The organism is Variovorax sp. JS1663 (assembly GCF_002157355.1).
Taxonomy (GTDB): domain Bacteria; phylum Pseudomonadota; class Gammaproteobacteria; order Burkholderiales; family Burkholderiaceae_C; genus Variovorax.
The window spans coordinates 1-18,053 of the sequence record NZ_LYMK01000017.1 but is presented as its reverse complement, the minus strand read 5'-3'; the positions used below and the strand labels follow the sequence as shown (position 1 = coordinate 18,053).

General features: G+C 67.4%; 14 protein-coding genes and 1 pseudogene. 11 read left to right on the top strand and 4 right to left on the bottom strand.

Features of this window, described 5'->3' with window-relative positions; translation table 11 throughout:
- The first annotated feature begins 10 nt into the window (after positions 1-10).
- The 3 genes from A8M77_RS15825 to rsmA are packed head-to-tail and all read left to right on the top strand — an operon-like array spanning position 11 to position 4,717.
- The gene (locus A8M77_RS15825) at positions 11-2,491 is read left to right on the top strand and encodes an LPS-assembly protein LptD (protein WP_086922470.1); all 2,481 of its coding nucleotides are present in this window, start codon (positions 11-13) and stop codon (positions 2,489-2,491) included.
- An 11-nt stretch (positions 2,492-2,502) separates the two neighbouring features.
- Positions 2,503-3,912: a peptidylprolyl isomerase gene (locus A8M77_RS15820; protein ID WP_086922469.1), complete on the top strand. Its 1,410-nt coding sequence runs from the start codon at positions 2,503-2,505 to the stop codon at positions 3,910-3,912.
- Between the two features lie 31 nt (positions 3,913-3,943).
- Positions 3,944-4,717: a 16S rRNA (adenine(1518)-N(6)/adenine(1519)-N(6))-dimethyltransferase RsmA gene (gene rsmA / locus A8M77_RS15815; protein ID WP_086922468.1), complete on the top strand. Its 774-nt coding sequence runs from the start codon at positions 3,944-3,946 to the stop codon at positions 4,715-4,717.
- 239 nt (positions 4,718-4,956) lie between these two features.
- Here rsmA and A8M77_RS15810 read toward each other — a convergent pair whose 3' ends face one another.
- The 3 genes from A8M77_RS15810 to A8M77_RS15800 form a co-directional block, all read right to left on the bottom strand.
- On the bottom strand, positions 4,957-5,391 hold the full coding sequence (locus A8M77_RS15810; protein WP_238136844.1) for a barstar family protein: 435 nt from the start codon (positions 5,389-5,391) through the stop codon (positions 4,957-4,959).
- Between the two features lie 47 nt (positions 5,392-5,438).
- Positions 5,439-5,852 carry a ribonuclease domain-containing protein gene (locus A8M77_RS15805; protein WP_086922466.1) on the bottom strand — a complete coding sequence of 138 codons (414 nt, stop codon included), beginning with the start codon at positions 5,850-5,852 and terminating at the stop codon, positions 5,439-5,441.
- A gap of 181 nt (positions 5,853-6,033) precedes the next feature.
- Positions 6,034-8,373, bottom strand: a complete 2,340-nt coding sequence (locus A8M77_RS15800) for an NADP-dependent malic enzyme (RefSeq protein WP_086922465.1) — start codon at positions 8,371-8,373, stop codon at positions 6,034-6,036.
- 163 nt (positions 8,374-8,536) lie between these two features.
- Here A8M77_RS15800 and A8M77_RS15795 point away from each other — a divergent pair, with 163 nt between their 5' ends.
- The 7 genes from A8M77_RS15795 (at position 8,537) to A8M77_RS15765 (ending at position 15,560) form a co-directional block, all read left to right on the top strand.
- Positions 8,537-9,589: an SPFH domain-containing protein gene (locus A8M77_RS15795; protein WP_086922464.1), complete on the top strand. Its 1,053-nt coding sequence runs from the start codon at positions 8,537-8,539 to the stop codon at positions 9,587-9,589.
- Positions 9,590-9,666: 77 nt separating this feature from the next.
- Entirely contained in the window at positions 9,667-11,148 is a 1,482-nt protein-coding gene (locus tag A8M77_RS15790) for a DUF4178 domain-containing protein (RefSeq protein ID WP_086922571.1), read from the top strand.
- A gap of 21 nt (positions 11,149-11,169) precedes the next feature.
- Positions 11,170-11,391, top strand: a complete 222-nt coding sequence (locus A8M77_RS15785; RefSeq protein ID WP_086922463.1) for a DUF350 domain-containing protein — start codon at positions 11,170-11,172, stop codon at positions 11,389-11,391.
- 16 nt (positions 11,392-11,407) lie between these two features.
- Positions 11,408-12,964 (top strand): polyamine aminopropyltransferase, encoded by a 1,557-nt coding sequence (locus A8M77_RS15780; protein WP_086922462.1) that lies wholly within the window; start codon positions 11,408-11,410, stop codon positions 12,962-12,964.
- A gap of 3 nt (positions 12,965-12,967) precedes the next feature.
- Positions 12,968-14,548 (top strand): FAD-dependent oxidoreductase, encoded by a 1,581-nt coding sequence (locus A8M77_RS15775; RefSeq protein WP_086922461.1) that lies wholly within the window; start codon positions 12,968-12,970, stop codon positions 14,546-14,548.
- A 47-nt stretch (positions 14,549-14,595) separates the two neighbouring features.
- Positions 14,596-14,964, top strand: coding sequence for a TA system antitoxin ParD family protein (locus A8M77_RS15770; protein WP_086922460.1), 369 nt, complete (start codon positions 14,596-14,598; stop codon positions 14,962-14,964).
- Complete coding sequence (locus A8M77_RS15765) at positions 14,964-15,560, top strand: zeta toxin family protein (protein ID WP_086922459.1); 597 nt, start codon at positions 14,964-14,966, stop codon at positions 15,558-15,560. Before A8M77_RS15770 ends, A8M77_RS15765 begins: the two co-directional genes overlap by 1 nt.
- A 54-nt stretch (positions 15,561-15,614) precedes the next feature.
- On the opposite strand, the gene A8M77_RS15760 is transcribed toward A8M77_RS15765, so the two are convergent.
- Positions 15,615-17,000 carry an aminopeptidase P N-terminal domain-containing protein gene (locus A8M77_RS15760; RefSeq protein WP_086922458.1) on the bottom strand — a complete coding sequence of 462 codons (1,386 nt, stop codon included), beginning with the start codon at positions 16,998-17,000 and terminating at the stop codon, positions 15,615-15,617.
- A gap of 349 nt (positions 17,001-17,349) precedes the next feature.
- Here A8M77_RS15760 and A8M77_RS36090 point away from each other — a divergent pair.
- Positions 17,350-18,053: pseudogene (locus tag A8M77_RS36090) on the top strand (hypothetical protein); the annotation flags it as partial.

The window sequence follows — 18,053 nt, the reverse complement described above, 5'->3', positions numbered from 1 at the left end:
TTGCGTACCGATGCCTGACCTGATCCGAGCTGACTGGCGCCGGTGCCGCCCGCCCCTGCCGCTGGCCGTGCTGACGCTGGCGTTGCTGCAAGCACAGGGTGCGTCGGCACAGGACGCCGGCCTGGACGCGCCCATCACGCTCAAGCGCACGCCGCAACTTCTGGAAACGATCCCGAAGACGCAGCGCGGCGAGCTGCCGAGCTTCGTCGACGGCGACCGCATATCCGGCCGCACCGACCTCGAAACCGTGGTCGAGGGCCATGCCTCGCTGCGCCGGGGCGACACGGTGATCCATGCCGACCGGCTCGAGTACTACCAACCCGAGGACATGGCCAAGGCCACCGGGAACGTGCGGGTCAACCAGGCCGGCAACGTCTACGAAGGCCCCGAACTGCAGCTCAAGCTCGAAACCTTCGAGGGCTTCTTCAACAACGCGCGCTATCGGCTGCTGGCCTCGGGCGGGCATGGGGAAGCCGAGCGGATCGACTTCGTCGACAGCAATGTCTCGATCGCACGGCGCGGCACCTACACCACCTGCCGGCGGGAGGACTACCCCGGTTGGATGCCTGCCTGGGTACTCAGCGCCGCGACGCTGACCACCGACACCGAGGAGAACGTCGGCGTCGCGACCGATGCGCGGCTGAGCTTCATGGGCATCACCACTCCGCCCTTCCCGTCGCTGAGCTTCCCGCTGGGCAACGACCGCAAGAGCGGCTTCCTGCCGCCGACCATCGGCGTCGGCAACCTCAACGGCGTGGACATGACCGTGCCTTACTACTGGAACATCGCGCCGAACCGCGACGCGACCTTCTATCCGGAACTCATGACCAAGCGCGGACTCAACGTCGGCAGCGAGTTCCGGTATCTGGAGAAGCAGTACAACGGCACGATCCGCCTGGATCTCATGGGGAGCGATCGCCTGGTGGGTGAACGCTACGACGAGAAAGTCAGCAACCAGCTGCAGCAGTTGTCCAACGGTGAGATCGGGCTCGGCGATCTCGACCTGCGGCGTCCGAAATCGAGACGCTGGGGTCTTTGGACCACCCATCGCCAGGACTTCGACGCCAAGTCCCTCGGCCTCGACTCGCTGACGGCCAACATCGCCATCAATCGCGTCAGCGACAACGACTACTGGCGCGACTTCATACGCACGCCCTCGCTGACGCAGCGGCTGCTGTCGAACGACGCTTCGCTCAACTGGAGCAAGGGCGACTGGAGCGGCATGGTGCGCGCGCTCAAGTATCAGACCCTGCAGTACGACCTGGCGCCGATCCTGCCGCCCTACGACCGGCTGCCCCAGATCACCGCCAACTACGACAAGTACGACTGGAACGGCTTCGACTTCTCGCTCAAGACCGACTACTCGCGTTTCCGCGGCGACCCGGTGCAGCAGAAGCAGCCCAACGGCGAGCGGGCGTTCGCGCAGGCGTCGATCAGCCGGCCTTTCCTCACGCCTGGCACCTACGTCATTCCGAAGCTGCAGCTGCACGCGAGCAGCTACCAGTTCGAGGCGCCGCTGGCCAACGGCGCGAGCTCGGCCAGCCGCACGGTGCCGACCTTCAGCCTGGACAGCGGCATGATCTTCGAGCGCGACGCCAATTTCTTCGGGCGCGCCTTCCGCCAGACGCTGGAGCCGCGTGCGTTCTACGTCTACACACCCTACCGCGACCAGAGCCTGCTGCCAAACTACGACTCGGCCGCCAACGACTTCAACTTCGCGACGGTCTACACCGAGAACGCCTTCTCCGGCCACGATCGCATCTCCGACACGAAAACGCTCACGGTGGGCGTGACCTCGCGGCTGATCGACCCCGAAAGCGGTGCGGAAGCGGCGCGCTTCGGGATTGCGCAGCGCCTGCGCTTCAAGGACCAGCGCGTCACGCTGCCGGGCGGAACGCCCGTGACCGACCGCGTCAGCGACCTGCTGCTCGGCGCCCAGATCAACTGGACGCCGCAGTGGAGCTTCGACGGCACGGTGCAATACAACCCCGACGACCACAAGTCGACGCGCACGGCGCTGAGCGCGCGCTACAACCCGGGGCCCTACCGCAACGTCTCCGCAGCCTATCGCTTCCAGGACAACAGCACGCCAACCGCCAACGACGGCAACAAGTCGATCGACGTGAGCTGGCAGTGGCCGCTCAACGACCTCTGGGGTGACAAGGGCAGGGACCTCGGCCTCGGCCGCGGCCAGGGCGGCGGGCGATGGTATGCCGTGGGCCGTCTGAACTACAGCCTCCAGGACCGCAAGCTCACCGACGGCGTGCTGGGCGTCGAGTACGACGGCTGCTGCTGGATCGGCCGCATCGTCCTCGAGCGTCTCACCACAGGCCAGGCCACGCCGAACACGCGCATCATGTTCCAGATCGAATTCGTGGGCTTCGCGGCGATCGGATCGAGTCCCATGCGCACCCTCACGCAGAACATCCAGCGCTACCAGCCCCTGCGGCAGCCCTATCCGGCACCCAGCCGGTTCACCAACTACGACTGAGCTTCCTTGCCATGAACCACATCCGCTCCATCCTCACCCTGGCGTGCCTCGCGACGCTGGCCGCGGCGGCCGGTGCGCAGGGACTGGGCACGCGCCCCGGCGTCGGCATCACGGACATCATGCGTGCGGGCCCGCGCTTGGCGCCACCCCCCGCCCCGCGCCCCGCCACGCCGACTGCGCCGCCGGTCCAGCGCGCTGCCGAGTACATCGTGGCGCTGGTCAATTCGGAGCCCGTCACCAACACCGAAGTGCAGTCGCGCGTCGAGCGCCTCCTCAAGGAGAACGCCGAAGCGCAGCGCGTGCCGAGAGCGGAGCTGACGCGCCTGGTCCTGGAGCGCCTCATCGCGGAGCGCACGCAGCTGCAGGCGGCCAAGGAGGTCGGCATCAAGGTCGACGAAGTGGCGATCGACCAGGCCGAGCAGACCGTGGCCCGTCAGAACCAGATCAGCCTGACCGAACTGCGCAGCCGCGTCGCGGCCGAGGGCATCTCGCAGCAGGCCTTCCGCAACGACCTGCGCGACCAGTTGCTGCTCACGCGCGTGCGCGATCGCGAGGTCGAGAACAAGGTCAAGATCAGTGACGTCGAGGTCGACCAGTTCATCCGCGAGCAGCGCAACGGCACGAACACCGCTGTCGCACCGGACATCAACCTTGCGCAGGTGCTGGTGGCGGTGCCCGAGAACGCCACCGAGGCGCAGATCGCCACGTTCCAGCAGCGCGCCCAGGGCATCGCACAGCGCGCGCGCGCTGGCGAAGACTTTGCCAAGCTGGCGCAGGAATTCTCCGATTCGCCCGACCGTGCCAATGGCGGCGCCCTGGGCATGCGCAGCGCCGACCGCTATCCCAGCCTGTTCGTCGAGGCGACGCAGTCGACCGCGGTCAACGGCATCGCCGGGCCGATCCGCTCGGGCGCCGGGTTCCACGTGCTGAAGGTGCTGGCCAAGAGCCTGCCCGGCGCTGCTGATGCGGTCGTTACGCAGACCCAGGTGCGCCATATCCTGCTGCGCAGCGATGCCAAGCGCACCACGGCCCAGGCAGTGGCCCAGCTGGCCGAGTTCAAGGACCGCATCCAGAAAGGCACGGCCGACTTCGCCAGCCTGGCGCGCGACAACTCGCAGGATGCGAGTGGGAAGGAAGGCGGCGACCTCGGCTGGTCGCGCCCCGGCCAGTTCGTTCCCGAGTTCGAGGAAGCGATGAGCCGGCTGGCGCCTGGACAGGTCAGCGATCCGGTCGTGTCCCGGTTCGGCGTCCACCTGATCCAGGTGGTGGCACGGCGCGACGCCAAGCTCAGCCAGGCCGAGCAGCGTGAAGCCGCACGCGGGGTGCTGCGAGAGAAGAAGCTCGAAGAGGCCTACGAAACCTGGGCGCAGGAGTTGCGCACGCGCGCTTACGTCGAGTATCGCGAGGCGCCTCAATCCTGATGTCGATGACGAGGCGCTGCGGCGGCCACCGGTGAAGCACGTTGCCCGCAAGCGCTTCGGCCAGCATTTTCTGTCCGACGCCGGCATCATCGATGCGATCGTGCGCGAGATCGCGCCGCGGCCAGGCGATGCGATGGTCGAGATCGGCCCGGGGCTCGCGGCGCTGACCCAGCCCCTGGTCGAGCGCCTGGGCCGTCTGACGGTGATCGAGCTGGACCGCGACCTGGCGCAGCGGCTGCGTGCGCACGGTCAGCTCGAAGTGATCGAATCCGACGTGCTGAAGGTGGATTTCGCCGCCCTGGCGACCCGGTTGGTGGCGCCGCCCGCCACGGCGCTGCGGGTGGTGGGCAATCTGCCCTACAACATCTCAACGCCCATCCTGTTCCACCTGCTGGACTTCGCGCATCGGGTCGCCGACCAGCACTTCATGTTGCAGAAGGAAGTCATCGACCGGATGATCGCGATGCCGGCCAGCTCGGCGTACGGGCGCCTGAGCGTCATGCTGCAGTGGCGCTACGCGATGGAAAGCGTCCTGTTCGTTCCGCCTGAAAGCTTCGATCCGCCGCCGCGGGTGGACAGCGCCGTGGTGCGCATGGTGCCGCTGGCCGATCCGCCGCGGGTCGACCCGGCACGGCTTGGCGAGATCGTCCAGGTTGCGTTCAGCCAGCGTCGCAAGCTGCTGCGCCACAGCCTGGGAAAGTGGCTGGAGCAGCAAGGCTTCCCCGGCGACTTCGACACGCAACGGCGCGCGGAGGAAGTGCCCGTGGCCGAGTACGTGGCCTTGGCGCAGGCGCTTCGCCCATAGAAAAAAGCCCGTCGAAGACGGGCTTTCTGGTTGTGAAAAACCGGGTTACGCCGCGGCGAGCCAGTAGCCCGCGTTGAAGGGACTGCTCATGCGCAACGCCAGGGGCGACACATCCGTCAGCTTGTCCGTTGGCATCTTTTCCGCCGCGGGGTCGCTGTTCTGGAGTTCGATGCCCGGAACCGATTCGTTGCTGTTAGCCTCGTTCGCCCGTTCTGCTTGGCTGGTGGATGCAGAACGGGCTACAGAAAAGAATAGAAGCACCGGAACGGTATCTTCCGGTCGCCCCAGTAGTCGGCGGCATCCCGGAAGATGTCGAGCAACTGCTCGCGCGCTTCCTTGTCGAACTTGGCGTTGGCCGGAATCTGCTCCAGCACGATCACGAAACCAGGCTGCGGGCCCGATTTATGCAAGGGATCGGTCATGCAGTCGTACAGCGCGTCGAAGTTCTTGCCGAAGTGCTGCGGGAAGGTGAACTGCTGGGCGATCAGGTCCAGCACGTCCTGCTTGGTCTGGGCGTTGCCCAGGTTGGCGTAGAGGAAGTGCTGCCCGGCCGCGTGCGCCGCCTCCTGCAGATCGTTCACGCGAAACGCGCGAATCGACTGCACGATATTGGGTCGTACGCCCCGAAGCGTGGGGGTCATCTCCGCTGGTCTTTCCATGGTTGTCGTGGTCATCTTTAACTCAGGGCGCCTGGGTGCGCCGATCCAATCCAATTCATCGCTCATGGCACGATCCGCCTGAAACTCGCATAGTGGTCTGCCGTGTACCAGCAGGCCGAGGGCGTCGTGCGCTCGCCTCCGCAGACGATGCGCCGTGCGCCCCGGTCGCGCGAGCCGGGCGTCTCGACCGTGTACTCTCGATAATGGCCCCGGCGCTCTCGCGGCAACTGACGTTCGCGATTGCCGAACACCGATCCGTCCTTTTCATACCGGAAAGGGCCACCGTTCAAAATGGCCCCATAAGTGCGCTGGCCCTGCACAGGCAATTCCGCCAACGCCACCGTTTCCTCCGCCGGTTGCCCGATACGGGTGCCAAACCATTCACGGGCCTGGGCTCCGGCAGAAAGTGCCACCAGCAACAAGCCAGTGAGCGCAAACTTGGAGACCGGGGATGTGATCGAGGCGTAAGCCGCCATGGGGCACCAGAAGGAAAAGAGCGAGGGCCGAATCGGGGGTCAACCTCCGGGTTAACCCGCAAATTCAAGGCCGCAAGTGTGCCCTAGGGGCGCCCAAATAGCAAGCGCCTGCCCAATCTTTGAGCAGGCACCAGGGCCTGGATGGCAGGATAGAAGTTGGCGACCACTGTCGTCCCTGGGCCTATCGCTCGGCGTTGGCGTCAGCCACCGTGAGGGCCGTCATATTCACGATGCGGCGCACCGTGGCGCTGGCCGTGAGGATGTGCACCGGTTTGGCCGCCCCGAGCAGCACCGGGCCGATCGCGATGTTGCCGCCCGCCGCCGTCTTCAGCAGGTTGTAGGAAATGTTGGCGGCGTCGATGTTCGGGAATACCAGCAGATTGGCGTTACCGGCCAGGGCGCTGTGCGGCATGACGGCGGCGCGCTGCTTGCCATCCAAAGCAACGTCGCCGTGCATTTCTCCATCGACCTCCAGCCAGGGAGCCTGCTCGCGCAGCAAGCAGAGCGTCTGGCGCATCTTGATCGCGCTGGGATGGTCGCTGGTGCCGAAGTTCGAATGCGACAGCAGCGCCGCCTTGGGCTTGATGCCGAAGCGCATCATTTCCTCGGCCGCCATGGTGGTGATCTCGGTCAGTTCCTCGGGCGTTGGGTCGTAGTTCACGTGGGTGTCGACCAGGAACACCTGCCGATCAGGCAGCAACAGGCCGTTCATGCAGGCATAGATCGGCACATCCTGCGGTGTGCTGGCGCATCCGCCGGCGTGCTTGCCGATCACCTGGTCGATGTAGCGCAGGTGCAGCGCCGTAGTGCCCCAGGTGCCGCAGATCAGCCCATCGACGTCACCCTTGTGCAGCAGCATCGCGCCGATCAGCGTGAGGCGCCGGCGCATCTCGATCTTGGCGACCTGGACCGTGATGCCCTTGCGCTCGGTCATCCGGTGGTAGGTCTGCCAGAAGTCGCGGTAGCGATGGTCGAACTCGGTGTTGACGACGTCGTAATCGAGCTCTTCCTTCAGCCGCAGGCCGAACTTCTCGATGCGCTGGGCAATGATCGCCGGCCTGCCGATCAGCGTGGGCCGCGCGATGCCTTCGTCGACCACGATCTGCGCCGCGCGCAGCACGCGCTCTTCCTCGCCTTCGCTATAGGCCACCCGCTTCTTCGGCGCCCGCCTGGCGGCGTCGAAGATCGGCTTCATCGTGGTGCCCGAGGCGTAGACGAAGCTCTGCAGCTTGTCGCGGTACGCATCGAAATCGGCGATCGGTCGCAGCGCAACGCCGCCTTCGGCGGCCGCCTTGGCGACCGCCGGTGCGATCTTCATCATGAGCCGCGGATCAAAGGGCTTCGGAATCAGATAGTCGGGGCCGAAGCTGAGCTTCTCGCCCACATAGGCCGCTGCCACACGCTCGCTCTGCTCGGCCTGCGCGAGTTCGGCGATCGCATGCACCGCAGCGACCTCCATCTCGTCGGTGATGGTGGTCGCGCCGCAGTCCAGCGCGCCGCGGAAGATATAAGGAAAGCACAGGACGTTGTTGACCTGGTTCGGATAGTCCGTGCGGCCCGTGGCCATGACCACGTCGTCGCGCACCGCCTTCGCGTCCTCCGGCGTGATCTCGGGGTTCGGATTGGCCAGCGCGAAGATCACCGGCTTGGCCGCCATCTTGGCCACCATCGCGGGCTTGAGCACGCCGCCGGCCGAGAGCCCCAGGAACACATCGGCACCTTCGATCACCTCGCCCAGCGAGCGCGCCTCGGTCTTCTGCATGAACTGGCGCTTGTCGTCGTCCATCAGTTCGGTGCGGCCTTCGTAGACCACGCCGGCCAGGTCGGTCACGAACACGTTCTCGCGCTTCAGGCCGACCTTGAGCAGCAGGTTGAGGCAGGCCAGCGCCGCGGCGCCGGCGCCGGAGGTGACCAGCTTGACCTGCGAAATGTCCTTGCCCACCACCTTCAGGCCGTTGAGCATGGCGGCCGCCACCGTGATGGCCGTGCCGTGCTGATCGTCGTGGAAGACCGGGATCTTCATGCGCTTGCGCAGCTCGCGCTCCACGTAGAAGCAGTCCGGCGCCTTGATGTCCTCGAGGTTGATGGCGCCGAAGGTGGGTTCCAGCGCGGCGATCACCTCGACCAGCTTCTGCGGGTCCTTTTCGTCGATCTCGATGTCGAACACGTCGACCCCGGCGAACTTCTTGAACAGCACGCCCTTGCCTTCCATCACCGGCTTGGAAGCCAGCGGCCCGATGTCGCCCAGGCCCAGCACCGCGGTGCCGTTGCTGATCACGGCCACCAGGTTGCCGCGCGCGGTGTACTTGAAGGCATTGACCGGGTCCTTGACGATCTCTTCGCAGGGCGCCGCCACGCCGGGCGAATAGGCCAGCGCCAGGTCGCGCTGGTTCAACATCTGCTTGGTGGCCGCGATCGCGACCTTGCCCGGAACAGGAAGCTCGTGGTACTCGAGGGCAGCCCGGCGCAGTTCGGCGCGCTTGTCTTCGGGCGTGGGGATCGGGGAAGTCAGATCGGACATGTGCCTTGGCTCCGTGCAACGCTTCTTGTAGGGGGCGCCGATTGTAGACCTCGGGATTCGATGGTGTCGGCCTTGCCGCACCGGCCCGTGCGGCCAAAAAGGCCCGGGGCGTCAAGCCGATGTGGCAATATGCTCGGATCCAAGAACAGGACGAGGAGCGACCATGGCGCTGATGGATTTCATCAAGAAACAGTTCATCGACATCATCCAGTGGACCGAGACAGGGGATGGCACCCTGGCCTGGCGCTTCCCGATGGCCGAGATGGAAATCCAGAACGGCGCCTCGCTCACGGTCCGCGAGTCGCAGGTCGCGGTCTTCGTCAACGAGGGCCAGGTGGCCGACGTGTTCGGCCCCGGCATGTACAAGCTCACCACGCAGACGCTGCCGGTGCTCACTTACCTCAAGAACTGGGACAAGCTCTTCGAGTCTCCGTTCAAGAGTGACGTCTACTTCTTCAGCACGCGCCAGCAGGTCGATCAGAAGTGGGGCACGCCCCAGCCGATCACCATCCGCGACAAGGACTTCGGCGCCGTGCGCCTGCGCGCCTTCGGCAACTACAGCTTCCGCATCGGCGACGCCAAGCTGTTCCACACCGAGATCTCGGGCACGCGCGATATCTACACCGTGGCCGACCTCGACGGCCAGCTGCGCGGCCTGGTGCTGCAGAACATCAGCAACGCCATCGCTTCGAGCGGCGTGCCCTTCCTGGACCTCGCGGCCAACCAGATCCAGTTCGCGCAGGCGCTCGCGGCGCAGCTGGTGCCCGAGTTCGCCAAGATCGGCGTCCAGCTCGAGACCATCACGGTCCAGAACGTCTCGCTGCCGGAGGAACTGCAAAAGATCCTCGACCAGAAGATCGGCATGGGCATGGTCGGCAACGACATGGGCAAGTTCATGCAGTACCAGACGGCGCAGGCGATTCCGAAGTTCGCCGAGGGCGCCGGCCAGGGCAGCGGCATCGCCGGCGATGCGATGGGCCTGGGCGCCGGCGTCGCGCTCGGCCAGGTGCTGGCGCAGAACCTCCAGCAAGGGCTCAACCCGAACAACCCCGCCGCGGCAGCCGCTGCCGCGCAGCAGGCGCCGGCCGTCGCCGTGGTCAACCCGGCCGACGTGATGACCACGCTCGAGAAGCTCGGCGAGCTCAAGGCCAAGGGCATCCTGACGCAGGAAGAATTCGACGCCAAGAAGGCGGAACTGCTGAAGAAGCTGGTCTGAGCGCCATCCGCTCCGGCTGAGCTTGTCGACCCCCGGTCGACAAGCTCGCAGCGAGCGGACCTTTGCCGTCGCCGTTCGTGGCCACCGACTCTTCCCAGCAGCGCTACTACCGCGCCCCCTGTCCCGGCTGTGGCGCGCCGGTCGAATTCCGTTCCGCGCAGTCCACCCATGCCGTCTGCGCGTACTGCCAGAGCACCGTCGTGCGCCAGGGCGAGACGCTCGCGCGCACCGGCAAGATGGCGGAGCTGTTCGACGACTTCAGCCCGCTGCAGCTCTTCGCCAGCGGGCGCATCCAGGACCAGCCCTTCACGCTGGTCGGCCGCCTGCAGTACAGCTACGACGGTGGCCGCTGGACCGAATGGATCGCCGCGCTCGACGGCGAGCGCACCGGCATCCTGAGCGAGGACAACGGCGCCTTCGTCTTCTCGCTGCCCTACGCCCTGCAGCGCGAGGTGCCGCATCCCGCGGAACTGCGCGTCGGCGCCACCACCGCCTTCAATGGTCAGAGCTACACGGTCGCTTCCAACGAACAGGTCCGCCTGGTCTCGGCACAGGGCGAGCTGCCGCGCCTGCCCGAGCTCGGCGCGCCCTTCGCGGTGGTCGAGCTGCGCAGCGACGCGGGGCTGGTGCTCAGCCTGGACTACGACACGCACCCGGCCGGCGCCTACCTCGGCCGAGCCGTGCAGCTGGAGGACCTGCAGCTCACCGGCCTGCGCGACGAGTCGGCCAAGGAAGAAAAGGGCCGCAGCTTCAACTGCCCGAACTGCGGCGCACCGGTCACGGTCAACTTCGCCGAGAGCAAGAGCGTCACCTGCCGTTCCTGCAACACCATCATCGACCTGACGCAGGGCATCGGCGGCGAGCTGCGCCACGCCGAGCAGGACGAGCCGGTGCAGCCGCTGATCCCGATCGGCACCACCGGCCAGCTGCAAGGCGCCCAATGGCAGGTGGTGGGCTTCCAGCACCGCATGGGCGTGGCGCCGGGCGACGACGAGCATTTCGGCTGGAACGAGTACCTGCTCTACAACAAGAAGCGCGGCTTCAGCTTCCTGGTGGATGCCGAGGACGGCTGGAGCCTCGTCAAGCCGACCACCGGCGCGCCCACCATGGCGGAGAACGGAAGCTCGGCCAGGTACCTGGGCAAGACTTACCAGCAGCAGTACGCCTACAACGCCGAGACCAGCTACGTGGCCGGCGAGTTCTACTGGCAGGTCGAGCGCGGGCAGAAAACCTTCAACCGCGATTTCGCCAGCGGCAGCGCCCTGCTCTCGATGGAGCGCTCGGCCCGCGAACTCACGTGGTCCTCGGGCAGCAAGATCGACAGTGCCGCCGTGGCGGCTGCCTTCAAGCTCGACGGCAAGAAGGACATGTTCAAGCGCAGCGACGCGATGCCGGTGAGCGCGGCCGGCAAGCTCGGCTGCGGCACCATCATCCTGATCGTGGTGGTGATCATCATCCTGCTGATCATCCTCAGCACCTGCACCAGCAGCTCGGGCGGCAGCTCGCGCGGCTCCAGCGGGTCCTATGGCGGCTATTCCAGTGGCGGCGGCCACAAGTGACGTTTTTATCCGGAGGTCCTCATGTTGGGAATTGAATGGCTAAGGCCCGCGGCCTTCCTGGGCTCGATCCTCTACGCGATCATCGGCGTGCTGGTGTTCTGGATCACCTTCCTGATCATCGACAAGCTCACGCCCTACGACCTCTGGCAGGAGATCGTCGAGAAGCAGAACGTCGCGCTCGGCCTGGTGGTGGCTGCGATGAGCCTGGGCATCTGCATCATCGTCGCCGCCGCGATTCATTGATCCTCAACGGCGCTCGATGAGCGAGGCAGCCTTGAGCCCGGCGCCTGCGACAACGCGTGGCCCGCAGCCTGTCGAAATCGCGCTGCTGGCCAGCGTGTTCGTGATCGCGGCCTGCGGGCTGGTCTACGAACTGAGCGCGGCGGCGCTCAGCTCCTACCTGCTGGGCGACTCGGTGCTGCAGTTCAGCACCATCATCGGAACCTACCTGTTCGCGATGGGCGTGGGCTCCTGGCTCTCGCGCTACTTCGAGCGCCAACTTCCTGCGCACTTCCTGCGGATCGAGCTGCTGGTGGCCCTGGTGGGCGGCGCGCTGCCGGCGCTGCTCTTCATTGCCAACGCCTACGTCCCCGGGGCTTTCCGGCTGCTGCTCTACGGGCTGGTGCTGGTCGTAGGCACGCTGGTCGGCCTGGAGATCCCGCTGGTGATGCGGATCCTGCGGCGGGACGTGGTGCTCAAGGATCTGGTTTCGCAGGTGTTGACCTTCGACTACCTCGGCGCGCTCGCCGTGTCGATCGCCTTCCCGCTGCTGCTGGTGCCGCAGCTCGGCATGATCCGCACCGGCCTGCTGTTCGGGTTCATGAACGCCGCGGTTGCGCTGTGGGCCCTGTGGCTGTTCCGGCATGAGCTGCGCGGACTGGGCGCGCATGCTCTGGCCTGCCTTCTGACGCTCGGCGCGCTCGCCGGCGCCTTCGTCTTCGCCGAGCACATCACCACCCTGGCCGAAGACAAGTTCTACCAGGACCGCATCGTCTTCAGCGAAAGCTCGCCCTACCAGCGCATCGTGGTCACGCGCGGCGGCGCCGGGCACCGGCTCTTCCTCAATGGCAACCTGCAGTTCGCCGAGCGCGACGAGTACCGCTATCACGAGGCGCTGGTCCATCCGGCGATGGCGGCGCAGGGCGCGCCGAGGAAGGTGGCCGTGCTCGGCGGCGGCGACGGCATGGCAGTGCGGGAAGTCCTCAAGTACGCCTCGGTGGAGAGCGTCACGCTGGTCGAGCTCGATCCGAACATGACGCGCTTGTTCAGCGAGCACGAGACGCTGGCCGCGCTCAACGGCGGGGCGCTCAAGTCGCCGAAGGTGCATGTCGTCAACACCGACGCGTTTCAGTGGCTGCAGCAGCCGGGCGACATGTACGACGTGATCGTGGTCGACTTCCCCGACCCCACGAATTTCGCGATCGGCAAGCTCTACACCAACTCCTTCTACGCGCTGCTCGACAAGCGGCTCGCGGCCGGCGGCTACGCGGTGATCCAGACCACCTCGCCGCTGATCGCGCGCAGGAGCTTCTGGACCGTGGTCGAGACGGTCGAATCGGTGGGCCTGCGGGCGGCGCCCTACCACGCGCACGTCCCCAGCTTCGGCGAATGGGGCTTCGTCATCGCGAGCCGCAGGCCCTATCGGCTGCCCGGGGCCCTGCCCGAGGGGCTGCGTTTCCTGACCGCGTCCGCCATGCCCCAGCTTTTCGAATTCCCGCGCGACATGGCGCGCGTTCCTGCCGAGGTCAACAGGCTGTCGAACCAGGTGCTGGTCACGACCTACGAGCAGGAATGGGGCAAGGTCACCGGGCACTGAGCGATGGAGCGCCGTGAATTCCTCGGCGCCGTGGCCGGCGCCCTCGCGTTGCCGGGCTGCGGATCGAAAGACCCCATCCAGGGTGGCTTCGCCGGTGTCGACGTCGAGCGCGGCCATGCGCTGCGCGACCAGGCTTGGCGCGACGCGGGCGCGCCCGCCGTCGTCCGTCGCACGCGCGTCGTCATCGCGGGCGGCGGCGTGGCCGGTTTGGCCGCCGCCCGCGCGCTGAGGCTGGCGGGCATCGAGGATGTCGTGCTGCTCGAACTCGAGGACCAGGCCGGCGGCAACAGCCGCGGCGGCCAGGTGGCCGGCATCGCCTGCCCATTGGGCGCCCACTATCTGCCGGTGCCGGGCGACGACGCGCACGAGGTGCAGGACCTGCTGGAAGAGCTCGGTCTGCGCCGCCGCGTGGCGGGCCGCTGGGAGTACGAGGAGCGCCACCTGTGCCACAGCCCGCAGGAACGCCTCTTCTTCCAGGGGGCCTGGCAGGACGGCCTGTTGCCGGTGCAGGGGGTGTCCCCGCGTACGCTGGCCCAGTACCAGCGCTTCTCGCAGAAGGTGGAGGCCCTGCGCCGCGAGGCACGCTTCACCATGCCGACGCTGCGCGCCGCGCTCGCCCCTCCGCTGCTGATGCTGGATGCCCTGCCCTTCGGCGCCTGGCTCGACCGCGAAGGCCTGGACGACCCGCAGCTGCGCTGGTACCTCGACTACTGCTGCCGCGACGACTACGGCGCCGGCCTGGCCCAGGTCTCGGCCTGGGCCGGCATCCACTACTTCGCGAGCCGGCACGGCTTCCACGCGCCCGGCGACGACAACGCCGAGCGCGATGCGGTCCTGACCTGGCCCGAGGGCAACGGCTGGCTCACGCAGCGCCTGGCCGCGCCGCTGGGCGAGCGCCTCAGGACGGGCCATGCCGTGCTGCGCATCGCCGAGACCCGGGCCGGCGTCGAGGTCGATGCGTTCGATGTCGCCGCCCGGGCGCGCGTGCGCTGGCAGGCCGAGCGCTGCATCGTCGCGCTGCCGGCGTTCATGGCCGCCCGCGTCGTGGAGAACCCGCCTGCATTCCTGCGCGAGGCGGCCGCGTCGCTGAGCCATGCGCCCTGGCTGGTGGCGAACGTGCACGTGCGCGAGCCGCTCGCCGACCGCGCCGGCGCGGCGCCGAGCTGGGACAACGTGGTCTACGGCACGCGCGGGCTCGGCTACGTCGATGCGCGGCACCAGGCGCTGGACCCCACCCCGCGCGCCACGGTGCTGAGCTGGTACCGCCCGCTTGGCCCCAGCGCCTACGACGGGCCCGACGGCCGGCGCCGGCTGCTCGATCGCCCCTGGAGCACCTGGCGCGACGAAGTGCTGGCGGAGCTGTCGGTGCCCCATCCCGACCTGCCGGGGCTCGCCACCCGCATCGAGATCACACGCTACGGCCATGCGATGGCCATTCCCGCCCCCGGCGTGCTCGCTCGGCTCGGTACTCGCGCAGGCGTCAGCGCCGGGCGCCTGGCCTTTGCGCACAGCGACTGGTCGGGCTATTCGGTCTTCGAGGAAGCCTTCACGCGCGGCCACCTGGCAGGAACGCCGCAGCGTTGACGGGGTTTTGCACAGTGGCGCAAAATGCGCCAATCAGGAGTGAATCCATGTCCACGCCCACCCCCTTCGCTTCCGTCAAGCTCCCCGCTGCACTGGTCGACAAGGCGCGCGACGCGGCCCAGCCCATGCGCCGCTCGGTGGCGAGCCAGATCGAATACTGGGCCACGCTGGGCCGCGCGCTGGAACAGGCCGGCTTGTCCACGCAGGACAGCCAGGCGCTGATCGCGCGCGAGGAAGGTGGGCGCTACACCGTCGCCGGCGCGCCGCCACCGGCGCTCTCGCCGGAGCTCGATGCCTTGCACGGCCATGTGCTGGCGCTGGCCCAGTCGGGGGCGCTGGCTGAGCGCGCGAAGATGGCGGTGGCCGAGAACCGCGACAAGGCGCAACCCCGTCCGCGCAGCCGCCGCGCGGCCTGATGCCGGTCCTCCACCTGATCGCCGGTCCCAACGGCGCCGGCAAGTCGACGCTGTACCGCTACCTGATCCAGCCGCGCTACCCTCAATTGCCCTTCATCAACGCCGATCTGTACGAGCGTGAGCAGCTCGGCCATATCCGTCACGCCGTGCGCCGATCCGAGGCGGCGCGGGCCTGGGCTGACGCGCAGCGCGAAGCGCACCTGAAGGCCGGCCATGCCTTCGTCAGCGAAACGGTCTTCTCGCACCCGTCCAAGCTGCAGCTGATCGCCGACGCGCGGGCGCTGGGTTTCGAGGTCGCGCTCTACGCAGTCTGCCTCGACGAGCCGCGCCGTCTGCTGGAAAGAGTGCAGCAACGCGTGCACGAGGGCGGACACGGCGTGCCTGCAGACAAGATCCTGGCCCGCTACCCGCGCACCATCGAGAACCTGCGCCTGGCCGTGCACGCGGTGTCGCTCGCGATGCTGTTCGACGCCGCGGACGTCGAGGTCGGCGGGCCGCACCTGGTGGCCTCGGTGGTCGCGGGCCGGATCCAGCCGCATGGGGCGTGGCTACCGGCCTGGGCGCGCAAGGTGCTGGGGCCGGCGGGCGTCGACTGAGGACGGCAGGGCCGCCCGAGCGCCCGACTTTCGCCGGCAGCCAGGCTGCGCGGCTCAGGCCCGCATCAGCGCCTCGATCTCGTCCGGCTTGACCGGCACGCCGCGCGAGATCAGCTCGCAGCCCGTTTCGGTGACGATCGCGTCGTCCTCGATGCGAATGCCGATGTCGTGGAACTGCTCCGGCACGCCCTCGCCCGGCCGCACGTAGATGCCCGGCTCGATGGTCAGGACCATGCCGGGCCTCAGGATCCGGCTGGGGCGGTTCTTGATCAGCTCATTGGACAGCGGGTCGCGGCGCTCGCTGACCTCGCCAGCCTCGCTCGGCTCCACATAGCTGCCGCAGTCGTGCACGTCCATCCCCAGCCAGTGGCCGGTGCGATGCATATAGAAAGCGAAGTAGGCGCGCTTCTCGATCACGTCGTCGACTGTCCCCACCTTGTCGGCGTCCAGCAGGCCCAGGTCGAGCATCCCCTGCGACAGCACCTTCACCGTGGCCTCGTGCGGGTCGTTGAAGCGAGCGCCTGCTCGCGTCGCAGCCACCGCCGCATCTTGGCTTGCCAGCACCAGCTCATACAAGGCACGCTGCGGGCCGGTGAAGACGCCGTTGGCCGGAAAGGTGCGGGTGATGTCGCTGGCGTAGCCGTCCAGTTCGCAGCCGGCATCGATCAGCACCAGCTCGCCGCTGCGCACCGGCGCCACGTCGGCGCGGTAGTGCAGCACGCAGGCATTGGCGCCCGCCGCCACGATCGAGTTGTAGGCCGGGTACTGGGAGCCGCCCAGGCGGAACTCGTGCAGCAGCTCGGCGTCGAGGTGGTACTCGCGCACGTCCCGGCCCTCGCGCAGCATGCGGGCCGACAACTGCATCGCCCGGACATGGGCGCGGGCGCTGATCCCGGCGGCCCGGCGCATGGTGTCTTGCTCGTGCGCGTCCTTGATCAGCCGCATCTCGTCCAGCGGCCCGCACAGGTCGCGCTGCTCCTCGGGACACAGCGCACCGTAGCGCACGCGCGCGCGCACCGCCGAAAGCCAGCCGTCGACGCGCGATTCCAGCCCCTTGTGCGTGGCAAAGGGGTACCAGACCGTCTTCCGGTTCTCCAGCAGCTTCGGCATGCGCGCGTCGAGTTCCTCGATCGAGAAGGCCTCGTCCACCCCGAGCGCCCCCGGCGCCACCTCCGGGCCCAGCCGGTAGCCGTCCCAGATTTCCCGCTCCCGGTCCTTGGGGGCGCAGAACAGCGTGGCATGCCCCTCGCTTGTCAGCACCAGCCAGGCGTTGGGCTCGGTGAAGCCGGTCAGGTAATAGAAGTAGCTGTCGTGCCGGTACAGGAAGTCGCTGTCCCGGTTGCGGGGCCGTTCCGGCGCGGTCGGAATGATGGCGATCGCGTCGGCGCCCAAATGAGATGAAAGTTGTTTGCGGCGGGGGGCTTGATGATTTGCGGTCATAACGTGTCCATGCAATACCTTTGTAACCGGTCTCTAAGAGAGTGGAAACACACCAGGAAAACATTTGCAAGAAGGGTTGCCCTGTAGGAGAGCACCTCGTACAAATGCGCATCTTGTCAAATTGGAGGTGTTTTTGTTGAATTTTTCATATAAAGGCGCGCTTCTGCTGACGGTGGTTGCAAGCGCCCTCATTGCGGGATGCGGAGGAGGTGGCGGCGGCGGTGGCGGTGGCGGATTCGCCGCGCTGGGTGTCGCTGGCACGGGCGCCGGAACTGGAACCGGAAGCGGTACTGGCACGGGCTCTGGCACAGGCTCCGGGACCCAGGCGCCGACGACCCCGACGCCTGACGTGATCGACAGTTCCGGGAATCCGGCGGGCGATTCCTATCGTGCCATTGCGGCCCAGCTCGGCAAGGCGGCCGGCATCGAATACCGCTATGGCAAGCCGGCTGCCGTCGACAACAACGGCATTCCGAGCCTGTACAAGCGCGCCGACCAGACCATGAGCTACCACGCCGGCACCTGGCAAGTGGGTGGCCCGCTCCTGGCCGATGCCGGCCTGTACTCGACCAACCATGCCCACATCGGCTTCGTCGCCGACGACACCAATGCGCGCATGGGCGTGGGGGACCTGCAGATCTCCGCCGTCGACCACAACACCTTCTCGCAGGCGCCGCAGCTGCCCTGGCAGAACGCGGCGGCGTGGGACGGCAGCGCCGGACGCAACAACTACAACGTCACCACCTACAAGGCGGCCGGCCTCACCACCGGCGACCCCGTGGCGGTGGCGCGTTGCGGCGGCCGCACCGGCTTTTGCGCGACGTCCCTGGTGGCCTTCTCGAACGGCCTGATCGGCACCGCCGGCTCCAACACGGCCAACAACCGGGCGACGGTCAAGCTGCCGGCCAACAAGGTGCCCACCGGCATCGCGATCACCAACACCAGCGAATATGCGCTGGTCACGGTGTGGGACACGACGGCGCTGAAGGGCCAGGTGGCGGTGATTTCGCTGGCGGGCCTGTGCAACAACTGCGACCCCTTCAATTCCAACGG